At 67.4% G+C, this 11,073-nt stretch carries 10 protein-coding genes and 1 pseudogene; 8 read left to right on the forward strand and 3 right to left on the reverse strand.

Annotation, left to right across the window (positions count from 1 at the left end; translation table 11 throughout):
* The 5 genes from ACLP4W_RS02510 to ACLP4W_RS02530 all read left to right on the forward strand — a co-directional run.
* Positions 1-987 (forward strand): DUF7847 domain-containing protein (locus tag ACLP4W_RS02510; protein ID WP_442383806.1); only part of this gene is annotated, 987 nt, incomplete at its 5' end.
* 13 nt (positions 988-1,000) lie between these two features.
* Positions 1,001-1,654, forward strand: coding sequence for a DUF4129 domain-containing protein (locus tag ACLP4W_RS02515; protein ID WP_442383808.1), 654 nt, complete (start codon positions 1,001-1,003; stop codon positions 1,652-1,654).
* Positions 1,655-1,662: 8 nt separating this feature from the next.
* Positions 1,663-2,802, forward strand: coding sequence for a DUF4350 domain-containing protein (locus ACLP4W_RS02520; RefSeq protein ID WP_442383824.1), 1,140 nt, complete (start codon positions 1,663-1,665; stop codon positions 2,800-2,802).
* Positions 2,799-3,791 (forward strand): AAA family ATPase, encoded by a 993-nt coding sequence (locus tag ACLP4W_RS02525; RefSeq protein ID WP_442383810.1) that lies wholly within the window; start codon positions 2,799-2,801, stop codon positions 3,789-3,791. Before ACLP4W_RS02520 ends, ACLP4W_RS02525 begins: the two co-directional genes overlap by 4 nt.
* Positions 3,788-5,110, forward strand: a complete 1,323-nt coding sequence (locus tag ACLP4W_RS02530) for a DUF58 domain-containing protein (protein WP_442383812.1) — start codon at positions 3,788-3,790, stop codon at positions 5,108-5,110. The genes ACLP4W_RS02525 and ACLP4W_RS02530 overlap by 4 nt, the downstream gene beginning before the upstream one ends.
* Before the next feature lie 83 nt (positions 5,111-5,193).
* On the opposite strand, the gene ACLP4W_RS02535 is transcribed toward ACLP4W_RS02530, so the two are convergent.
* Complete coding sequence (locus ACLP4W_RS02535) at positions 5,194-6,186, reverse strand: stage II sporulation protein M (RefSeq protein WP_442383814.1); 993 nt, start codon at positions 6,184-6,186, stop codon at positions 5,194-5,196.
* Between the two features lie 45 nt (positions 6,187-6,231).
* Here ACLP4W_RS02535 and ACLP4W_RS02540 point away from each other — a divergent pair, with 45 nt between their 5' ends.
* Entirely contained in the window at positions 6,232-7,131 is a 900-nt protein-coding gene (locus tag ACLP4W_RS02540; protein WP_442383816.1) for an RDD family protein, read from the forward strand.
* 8 nt (positions 7,132-7,139) lie between these two features.
* Here ACLP4W_RS02540 and ACLP4W_RS02545 read toward each other — a convergent pair whose 3' ends face one another.
* A complete protein-coding gene (locus ACLP4W_RS02545) occupies positions 7,140-7,526 on the reverse strand; it encodes a hypothetical protein (protein WP_442383818.1) in 387 nt (128 codons plus the stop codon).
* 209 nt (positions 7,527-7,735) lie between these two features.
* Here ACLP4W_RS02545 and ACLP4W_RS02550 point away from each other — a divergent pair, with 209 nt between their 5' ends.
* On the forward strand, positions 7,736-8,452 hold the full coding sequence (locus tag ACLP4W_RS02550; RefSeq protein WP_442383820.1) for a PadR family transcriptional regulator: 717 nt from the start codon (positions 7,736-7,738) through the stop codon (positions 8,450-8,452).
* A 92-nt stretch (positions 8,453-8,544) separates the two neighbouring features.
* Here ACLP4W_RS02550 and glpK read toward each other — a convergent pair whose 3' ends face one another.
* On the reverse strand, positions 8,545-10,098 hold the full coding sequence (glpK, locus tag ACLP4W_RS02555; protein ID WP_442383822.1) for a glycerol kinase GlpK: 1,554 nt from the start codon (positions 10,096-10,098) through the stop codon (positions 8,545-8,547).
* A 97-nt stretch (positions 10,099-10,195) separates the two neighbouring features.
* On the opposite strand from glpK, the pseudogene ACLP4W_RS02560 reads away from it, so the two are divergent.
* A pseudogene (locus tag ACLP4W_RS02560) lies at positions 10,196-11,073 on the forward strand (glutamate--cysteine ligase); the annotation flags it as partial.

Genomic DNA, 11,073 nt, shown 5'->3' on the forward strand with positions numbered 1-11,073 from the left:
CCCCAGCTGCCTCCGAGAGCGGTCAAACCCGGGATCATCCCGCTGCGGCCCTTGACCCTGAGCGACATCTTCAACGGCGCGGTCGGCTACATCCGGGCCAATCCCAGGCCGACGCTGGGGCTGACCGCGATGGTGGTCGTGGTCATGCAAATCATCACGCTGATCGCAACGATCGGACCCTTGGCCGCCTACGGCAGGATCAGCACCGAACGGCCAGACGAACTGAGCTGGGGCGTCGTGGGCGCGTGGCTGGCATCAATGTCCGCCGGCCTCCTGGTCACCTGGCTGGGTGGCATGCTGCTGTCCGGCATGCTCACCGTCATCGTCGGGCGGGCGGTGTTCGGGTCGCCGATCACCATCGGCGAAACGTGGGCCAAGATTCGTGGGCGGCTGCTTCCCCTGCTCGGCCTGGCCCTGCTGGAAGCCGCCGTGGTGGCGGCCCTTCTCGGTTTGGTCGCGGTGGTAATCGGGCTCTTGGCGGCGGTCGGCAACGGGGCGGCGGCGATCGTCTTGGGCTTCCCGCTGGTGCTCGGCGTGATCGCGGTGCTGGCCTACCTGTACACGGTGGTGTTGTTCGCGCCCGTGCTGATCGTGCTGGAGAGACTGCCCGTCATCGAGTCGATCACCCGATCCTTCGCGCTGGTCCGCAACGGATTCTGGCGGGTGTTAGGCATCCGCGCGCTGACGTTCCTGGTGGCAACCGTGGTGGCGAACGCGGTCGCGGTGCCGTTCAGCATCGTCGGCCAGCTTGTGCTGGGCGGCAACCCGACCACCGGAGCCCTGCTGTTGAGCACCGCGATCGCATCCGTCGGCGCGGCGATCGGCCAGATCATCACCGCGCCGTTCAACGCCGGAGTCATCGTGCTGTTGTACACCGACCGCCGGATGCGTGCCGAAGCCTTCGACCTGGTGCTGCAGACCGGCGCAGCCGGCGGACCCTACGCGGTCGCGTCCACCGACAACCTTTGGCTGACCCGGCCGGTATGAGGACAAGCTGACAGTGCCTTCCATCGACATCGACCGCGATGCCGCGCACCAGGCCGCACAAAGCGAACTCGACAAACCGATATATTCCAAGGGTTCTGCGGCACAACAATTCGCCGACTGGATCGACGAACTGCTTTACCGGCTGTTGCAGAAGACCGCCTCGATACCGGGCGGATGGCTCAGCACCACGGTGCTCCTTATCCTGCTGGCGATCGCGGTGGCAGTCGCCATTCACATCGCACGACGCACCATGCGCACCAAGCGCAGCGGCGACTACCTGCTGTTCGAAGCCGCCGCGCTCACCGCGGCCCAGCATCGCGCAACCGCGCAAAGCTATGCCGAGCAAGGAAATTGGACGGCAGCGATTCGGCACCGGTTGCGTGCCGTCGCCCGTCAGCTCGAAGAGACCGGCGTACTGGAGCCGGCACCCGGCCGCACCGCCAACGAGCTGGCCCGGGACGCCGGCGCGGCGTTACCCCATCTGGGCGGCGAATTGTCGCAGGCGGCAACGGCATTTAACGATGTCACCTACGGCGAGCGGCCCGGGACCCAGGCCGCCTACCAGATGATCGCCGACCTCGACGACCACCTGCGGTCGCGAATGCCAGCCGCCATGTCGGCGGCGGGGCAGCCCGCCGCCACCGAATCGTGGGCGCAGGTCCGGTGACGGCGACTCTGGGGGCACGTGCGGAAGCCGCGACCGTCGGGGCGCGGCGATGGCGGTCGTGGCGCTGGGTGGTCCTCACGCTGGTTGTGCTCGCCGTCATCGCCGGCATCGGCGCCTACCTGACCGCACCTCGGCCCGGCGCTCGTATGGATCCGGAATCGACCGATCCCGACGGCGCCCACGCGCTGGTTGCGCTGCTGCGCGGCGGCGGCGTCGAGGTGGTCGTGGCCGACAGCATCTCCGACGTCGAACGCGCGGCGCGCCCCGACACGCTGATCCTGGTGGCCCAGAGCCAGTACCTGACCTCCCCGCTGCTGGATCGGCTGGCGAAAGCCCCCGGTGATCTCCTGTTGGTGGAACCGACGGCGCGCACTCGTGAGGCACTGCTGCCGGGCGTCCGCAAGTCGACACCAAGCGACTCCTTTGACAGCGACCCGAATTGTGCTCTGCGGGAGGCCAATCGAGCCGGATCGGTTCGATTCGGGCCGAGCGAAACCTACCAGGCCACCGATGGTCGGGCGATGACCAGCTGTTACGACGGGGCGCTGATCCGGTTCCGGGACAACGGGCGGGCCGTCACGGCGGTCGGCAGCACCGACTTCATGACCAACGGGGGCCTGTTGAAGGCCGGCAATGCCGCGCTGGCGATGAACCTAGCCGGTGACCGGCCCCGCCTCATCTGGTACGCGCCGCGGCGCATCGAGGGTGAAACACCCACGCCGGCATCGTTTTTCGACTTGATCCCGGAAAACGTGACGTGGATCGTCTGGCAGCTGTGGCTGGTCGTCCTGCTGGTCGCACTGTGGAAGGGCCGCCGGCCCGGCCCGCTGGTGGCCGACGAGTTGCCCGTCGTGGTGCGCGCGTCGGAGACAGTGGAGGGCCGCGGCCGGCTTTACCGGTCCCGCCGGGCGCGCGATCGCGCCGCCGCCGCATTGCGCACCGCCACACTGCAGCGGCTGCTGCCGCGGCTCGGCCTGGGCCCGGGCGCGTCGGCGCCGGCGGTGGTGACGACCGCGGCCCAGCGCAGCGGGGCCGACGCGGGATTTGTGTCCTACCACTTGTTCGGCCCGCCCCCGGCCACCGACAACGACCTGTTACAACTTGCGCGTGCGCTCGACGAAATCGAAAGGCAGGTCACACACACGTGACACAACCGTCTCCCGCCCAGACCCCGATCTCAGAACCGGCCTCGGCATCGGCACGAGATGCGCTGCTCGCGTTACGCGCCGAGCTCGCCAAGGCCGTCGTCGGACAGGAGGGGGTCGTCAGCGGCCTGGTGATCGCGCTGCTCTGTCGCGGCCACGTGCTGCTGGAAGGCGTTCCGGGAGTGGCGAAGACGCTGCTCGTCCGGGCGCTGGCGGCCGCACTGCAACTGGAATTCAAGCGGATCCAGTTCACCCCCGACCTGATGCCCGGCGATGTCACGGGTTCGCTGGTGTACGACGCGCGCACCGCCGCGTTCGTGTTCCGGCCTGGTCCGGTGTTCACCAATCTGCTGCTGGCCGACGAGATCAACCGCACGCCGCCCAAGACCCAGGCCGCTCTGCTCGAGGCGATGGAAGAGCGCCAGGTCAGCGTGGAAGGCGAACCCAAACCGCTGCCCGACCCGTTCATCGTCGCCGCTACCCAGAATCCGATCGAATATGAGGGCACCTACCAGTTGCCCGAAGCCCAGCTGGATCGCTTCCTGCTCAAACTCAACGTGACGCTGCCGTCGCGCGACTCCGAGATCGCCATCCTCGGCCGGCACGCGCACGGCTTCGATCCCCGCGATCTGTCCGCGATCAAGCCGGTCGCCGGGCCCACCGAGCTGGCGGCGGCCCGGCAAGCGGTGCAACAAGTACTTGTCGCCGACGAGGTGTTGGGCTACATCGTCGACATCGTCGGGGCCACCCGCTCCTCCCCCGCACTACAGCTGGGTGTGTCGCCGCGCGGGGCAACGGCAGTGCTGGGCACCGCCCGGTCCTGGGCGTGGCTGTCCGGCCGTAACTATGTCACGCCCGACGACGTGAAGGCCATGGCCCGCCCGACGCTGCGGCACCGGGTGATGCTACGCCCGGAAGCCGAGCTCGAGGGAGCCACGCCCGACGGTGTGCTCGACGGAATCTTGGCGTCGGTTCCGGTGCCCCGCTGGTGATCCTGACCGGACGCACCGGGTTGGTGGCGCTGATCTGCGTCCTGCCCATCGCTGCATCACCTTGGCCGGCAAGGGCTTTCTTGGTGCTGCTAGTGCTGCTGTCGATAATGGTGGTAATTGACGCCGGGCTGGCGGCCAGCACCCGCACATTGCGCTATGTCCGTTCACCGGACAGCTCGGCCCGACTGGCCCAGCAGGTGAACGTTGGCTTGCTGATTCACAACGACGGCCGCCGGCGCTTCCGCGGTCAAATCCGCGACGCCTGGCCGCCCAGCGCGCGCGCCGAGCCACGCACCCATCCCGTCAACATCGCCGCCGGGCAACGTGAGCACGTCCAGACCCACCTGCGGCCGGTTCGCCGCGGCGATCAGCGCGCGGCCGTGGTCACGGCCCGGTCGATCGGGCCGCTGGGGTTGGCGGGACGGCAGGGTTCGCGGTCGGTGCCGGGTCAGGTCCGGGTGCTGCCGCCGTTCCTGTCACGCAAGCACTTGCCGTCGCGGCTCGCCAAGCTACGGGAGATCGACGGGCTGTTGCCGACGCTGATTCGCGGGCAGGGAACCGAATTCGACTCGCTACGCGAGTATGTCGTCGGCGACGACGTGCGCTCGATCGACTGGCGCGCAACCGCACGCCGCGCCGACGTCGTGGTCCGCACCTGGCGACCCGAACGTGACCGGCGAGTGGTGATCGTGCTCGACACCGGGCGCACGGCGGCGGGTCGCGTCGGCGTGGACCCGACCGCCGCCGATCCGGCGGGGTGGCCCCGGCTGGATTGGGCGATGGATGCCGCACTGCTGCTGGCCGCCCTCGCGTCGCGGGCCGGGGACCATGTCGACTTCCTCGCCCACGACCGGGTGAGCCGAACCGGTGTGTTCGGCGCGTCGCGAACCGAACTGCTCGCCCAGCTGGTCGAGGCGATGGCCCCGCTGCAGCCGGCGCTTGTCGAGTCCGATTGGCGCGCAATGGTTGCGGCCGTTCTGCGGCGCACCCGGCGACGGTCGCTGGTGGTGCTGCTGACCGACCTCAACGCGACCGCGCTCGACGAGGGCCTGCTTCCGGTCCTGCCGCAGCTGTCGGCCAAGCACCACCTGCTGATCGCCGCGGTCGCGGACCCCCGGGTGGACCAGATGGCAGCCGGGCGATCCGACGCGGCCGCTGTGTACGACGCGGCGGCCGCCGAACGATCCCGCAATGACCGCCGCGCGATCGCCACGCGGCTGCGCCGCAGCGGGGTGGAAGTCGTTGACGCCCCGCCGTCCGAACTGGCGCCCGCCCTTGCCGACCGCTACCTGGCGATGAAAGCCACCGGTCAGCTTTAGTTTTCGCCGTCGCGAGTGTGAATCTCGCGACGCTTCTCCGGTGTGTTGCGTCGCGGAATTCACAGTCGCGCCGTCGATGCGGCTTACCGGGTCGGGACCACGTCGGGCGCATCCTCGATATCGCCAGTCGCACCGGCTTTCACCGCGCGACGACCGAAGTACACGATATAGGTCAAGAACGCGACCTCGGCGATGATCCCGATGCCGACCCGGACGAACGTCGGCAACGGTGCGGGCGTCACCAACGCTTCGATCAACCCGGAGACCAACAACACCCCCACCAGTCCCACGGCGACGGACACCACGGCACGGCCCTGTTCGGCAAGCACCTGTCCACGCGGCCGGTCCCCGGGCGATATCACCGACCATCCCAACCGCATCCCCGTTGCCCCCGCGAGGAATACCGCCGTCAACTCCAGCAGCCCATGCGGAACCAGCAGGCCCAGCAGGATGCCGCCCTTGCCGGCCTGGAACATCAGCCCCGCGATCAGTCCCAGGTTGGCGGCGTTGTTGAACAACACAATCGGGATGGGCAGACCCAGCAGGACGGAAAACGCGATGCACTGTGCGGAAACCCAGGAGTTGTTCACCCAAACCTGTAAGGCGAACGCCGCGGCGGGGTGTTCGCTGTAATACGACGCGACATCGTGGTTGACCAATTCCTCTATGTCACTTGGTGTTCCAACGGCGGACTGCACCTCCGGACTGCCGGCCACCCACAACGCGATGATTACCACCACGCCGAAAAACACCGCCGCCGTGCCCAGCCACCACCGCCACGCACGGTAGGCGACCGCCGGAAAAGACACCGTCCAAAACCGGGTGAACGTACTGCTCAACGGTGCGTGCGCACCGGTCACCACGGAGCGGGCACGCGCAACCAGACTCGAGAGCCGACCGATCAGCAACGAATCCGACGACGCCGACCGCAGCATCGACAGATGAGTGGACGCCCGCTGGTAGAGCTCGACAAGCTCGTCGACTTCGGCGCCGGTCAGTGACCGGCGCCTCTTGATCAACTGGTCGAGCCGGTCCCAAGTACCGCGATGGGTCAGCACGAATGCGTCGACGTCCACCTTGGGCAGCCTAATCGCGCCCCAGAAACCTGTACGTTCAGTGTTATGTCGGAGGTGGTGACCGGGGACGCCGTGGTGCTCGATGTGCAGATCGCCCAGTTGCCGGTGCGAGCCGTGGGCGCGCTGATCGACATCGCGGTGATCTTCGTCGGCTACGTGCTCGGGCTGATGTTGTGGGCAGCCACCCTGACCCAATTCGACTCCGCGCTGAGCACCGCCATCCTGCTCATCTTCACGGTGCTGGTGATTGTCGGATATCCCCTGGCATTCGAAACCGCCACACGGGGGCGGTCGGTGGGCAAGATCGTGATGGGCCTGCGAGTTGTGTCCGACGACGGTGGTCCAGAACGTTTCCGGCAGGTGCTATTCCGCGCCCTGGCGTCGGTGGTGGAGATCTGGATGCTGGCGGGGAGCCCCGCCGTCATCTGCAGCATGCTGTCGCCGAAAGCCAAGCGCATCGGCGACATCTTCGCCGGCACAGTGGTAATCAGCGAGCGCGGGCCCCGATCGGTGCCGCCGCCGATGATGCCGCCTTCGTTGGCGTGGTGGGCGTCGTCGCTGCAACTGTCGGGCCTAAACGCCGGCCAAGCCGAAGTCGCACGCCAATTCCTGTCCCGCGCAACGCAACTCGATCGCCAGTTGCGCCAGCAGATGGCATACCGCATCGCCGGTGACGTGGTGTCCCGCATCGCCCCGCCGCCCCCACCCGGCGCCCCGCCGGAGCTGGTGCTCGCCGCAGTTCTCGCCGAACGGCACCGCCGCGAACTGGCGCGACTGCGCCCCAATACGCCTCCCCGGTCGGGGCCGGCGCCGTGGCCATCACCCGGTCCGCCAAGTGCGCCGCCAGGGCCACCGGGGCCACCGGGACCGTCGCACCAACCGCAGGCGGTCCCGTGGCCGGGGCAGGGACCATCGCAACCCGGCGGTTTCGCGCCGCCTCACTGAATCGTCTGCTAGCCGGAAACGCTCGCCGCCATGAGCACGACGTCGGCGACCAACAGCGCCCATCCGCACAGCGGAACCACGATCCCGCCGCGGCGCTTTGCGGTGACAAGCGATACGACGATGACGACCAAGGCCACCGCCGGCGCGCCGTAGAACGCGACGCCGAAGTTGATCCCGCCGTGGCCCAGGTTGGGACAACTGCGATCGCTGCAGCCGTCGGTACTCATCACCGCGCCTAGTGCGAACAGCATCACAATGGCGGCGGCGGGCAGTAGCGACAGCGCCAACCCCCAGTTGACCCAGGGCCACACGTTGCGGCCGCGGCTATCGCCCTGCGCCGATGCAGCCGCGCTGTGGGTTCCCGTGCCGACCTGCACGTTGTTGTCAGCGTTCATCACGGAGTGCGTACCCGCCGCCTGATGGATGCAAACCGCGGCGTCGCGTCGCGTTTGAGAATGCACCGCCGTTGCGGTTTCCGCAGGTCAGGCCCCCGCGACCGGCCGCGCGGGGATATCTCGTTGCATCGCGTTAGTTTCCGATATATCGTGATATAGCGGAGCGCACGACCGGTGCGTTGCATACACAAGACGTAAGGAACACAACAATGAGCAACCCATTCACTCCCCCCGACGAACCATTCGGCAGCCGGCCGGGTTTCGGATTCGGCTTTGGTCCCGGCCCCGCGCAGCGGCGTGCCTTGCACGACGCCAGGCGGCAGGCCCGACGGGAATTCCGCGAACACCTTCGTGAACACGCCGGCGGCCCAGGTTTTGGCCCCGGCTTCGGTCCGGGATTTGGCCCTGGCTTCGGTCCGGGCTTCGGTCCGGGCTTCGGCTTCGGCCCGGGCGGCCGTCGCGGCGGATCGCGTCGGGGCGGCTCGGGCCGCGGACGCCGCGGTGACGTGCGGGCGGCCATCCTGGTACTGCTCGCCGAGCGGCCGATGCACGGCTACGAGATGATCCAGCAGATCGCCGAACGCAGTAACGGAATCTGGCGGCCCAGCCCCGGGTCGGTGTACCCGACGCTGCAGCTGCTTGACGATGAAGGCCTGATCACCGCGAGTGAAACCGAAGGCAGCAAGAAGCTTTTCGAACTGACCGACGAGGGCCGCGCGGCAGCCGAGAAGGTCGAGACCCCGCCGTGGGACGAGATTGCCGAAGGCGCCGACCCGGGCCACGTCAACCTGCGAGCGGCCATCGGCCAGTTGTTCGGCGCGGTCGCGCAATCCGCGCACACCGCCAGCGCCGAACAGCAGCAGCGCATCGTCGAGATCATCAACAATGCGAGGCGCGAGATCTACGGCATCCTCGGCGAAGACTGATCGCGTAACCCCCCGCGCCGCGAGCGCGCGCAAAATGCCGGCAAAACCGGCGTGTCGTTGTACAGACACGCGCGCTCGCGGCGTCCGGGGCTCTAGGACACGTCGACCCAATCCAGGGTCCGCTGCACCGCCTTCTGCCAACCCGCATATCCGGCGGCGCGCTCGTCGTCGCTCCACGAAGGTGTCCAGCGCTTGTCCTCTTGCCAGTTGGCCCGCAGGTCGGACGGATCGGCCCAGTACCCGACCGACAAACCCGCCGCGTAGGCGGCGCCCAGCGCGGTGGTTTCGGCGACCACCGGCCGTACCACGTCCACGCCCAGCACGTCGGCCTGAATCTGCATGCACAGGTCGTTGCCGGTGACACCACCGTCGACCTTGAGCACCTCAAGGCGCACACCGGAATCCGCCGTCATCGCATCAACCACATCTCGGCTCTGGTAACAGATCGCCTCCAGCGTCGCGCGGGCCAGGTGTGCGTTGGTGTTGAACCGCGAGAGCCCCACGATCGCGCCGCGGGCATCGGATCGCCAGTACGGGGCGAACAACCCGGAGAACGCCGGGACGAAATACACCCCGCCGTTGTCGGGGACCTGACGAGCCAGCGACTCGCTTTGCGCGGCGCCGCTGATGATGCCCAGCTGATCGCGCAACCACTGCACCGCCGAGCCGGTGACCGCGATCGAACCTTCAAGTGCGTACACGGGTTTGGCGTCCCCGAACTGGTAACAGACGGTAGTCAGCAGGCCGTTGTCCGATCGCACGATCGTCTCACCGGTATTGAGCAGCAGAAAGTTGCCGGTGCCGTAGGTGTTTTTCGCCTCCCCCTGGCCGAGACACACCTGACCCACCATCGCCGCATGTTGGTCACCGAGGATTCCGGTGATCGGCACCTCGCCACCGACGGGCCCGGCCTCCAGCGTGACACCGTAGGGCTGCCGCGGCGACGACGGCGCGATGGCCGGCAGCATCGCACGCGGGATGGAGAAGAACGACAACAGCTCGTTGTCCCAGTCCAGCGTTTCCAGGTCCATCAGCATGGTCCTGCTGGCATTGGTCACATCGGTGACGTGCACACCACCCCGCGGACCTCCGGTCAGATTCCACAGCAACCAGGTGTCCGCGGTGCCGAAGAGAGCGTCACCGCGTTGCGCGGCCTCGCGCACCCCGTCGACGTTCTCCAGCATCCATTGCAGCTTGCCGCCGGAGAAATAGGTCGCGGGCGGCAGGCCCGCCTTGCGGCGAATCACCTGACCGCGGCCGTCTCGGTCGAGCGCCGACGCGATCCGGTCGGTGCGGGTGTCCTGCCAGACGATCGCGTTGTAATAGGGCCTTCCGGTGTGCCGATTCCACACCAGCGTGGTTTCGCGTTGATTCGTGATTCCGAGGGCTGCAATGTTTTTTGGAGACAGGTTGGTCCTGTTCAACACCGAGATCAGCACCGACGAGGCACGCTGCCAGATTTCGACCGGGTCGTGTTCGACCCAACCGGCGCGGGGCATGATCTGCTCGTGCTCGAGCTGATGGCGAGCCACTTCGGCGCCGTCGTGATCGAAAATCATGCAGCGGGTGCTGGTGGTGCCCTGGTCGATCGCGGCTACGAAATCGGGGGACTCGGCCAACTGCCCTCCTAGGGTGACGTCCGACACAGCATGTCATCGTCCATGATGGTCTACCCGGTCGGCGGATCTGCGATTACCCGGCTTGCCCTTGCGTTACCGCCGGCAAACCTGTTGCATCGGCGATGTGGGCGAAGAGGTCAAGCGCACCACGTACACCGGCGCACATCGGCAGGAATACCGGCGCAAGGTGCGGCTGTGTCTGGACGTCTTCGAGACAATGCTCGCCCAGTCGCGCTTCGATTCGGACCGCCCGCTCACCGGCATGGAGATCGAGTGCAACCTCGTCGACGCCGACTACCAGCCGGCCATGTCGAACCGGTGCGTGCTGGACGCCATCGCAGATCCCGCTTACCAGACCGAATTAGGGGCCTACAACATCGAATTCAATGTGCCCCCCAGGCCGCTGCCCGGACACACCGGCCTGGACCTGGAGGCGGACGTACGCGCCAGCCTGAACGATGCCGAGACCAAGGCCAACTCCAGCGGGGCCCACATCGTGATGATCGGCATCCTGCCCACGCTGATGCCCGATCATTTGAACGACGGCTGGATGAGCGAATCGATGCGGTACGCGGCCCTCAATGACTCGATCTTTTCAGCCCGAGGCGGAGACATCCCGATCAATATCACCGGCCCGGAGCCGCTGAGCTGGCATGCCGCATCCATCGCCCCCGAATCCGCTTGCACCAGCATGCAATTGCACTTGCAGCTGGCGCCGGATGATTTCGCCGCCAACTGGAACTCGGCCCAGGTGCTGGCCGGTCCGCAGCTGGCGCTGGCCGCCAACTCGCCCTACTTCTTCGGCCACCAGCTGTGGTCGGAAACCCGCATCGAACTGTTCACGCAGTCCACCGATACCCGGCCCGAGGAGCTCAAGACCCAGGGCGTGCGACCGCGGGTGTGGTTCGGCGAACGGTGGATCACCTCCATCCTCGACCTGTTCAACGAGAACATCCGCTACTTCCCGTCCCTGCTGCCCGAGGTATCCGACGAAGACCCGGT

Source organism: Mycobacterium sp., from assembly GCF_052145595.1.
Classification (GTDB): domain Bacteria; phylum Actinomycetota; class Actinomycetes; order Mycobacteriales; family Mycobacteriaceae; genus Mycobacterium.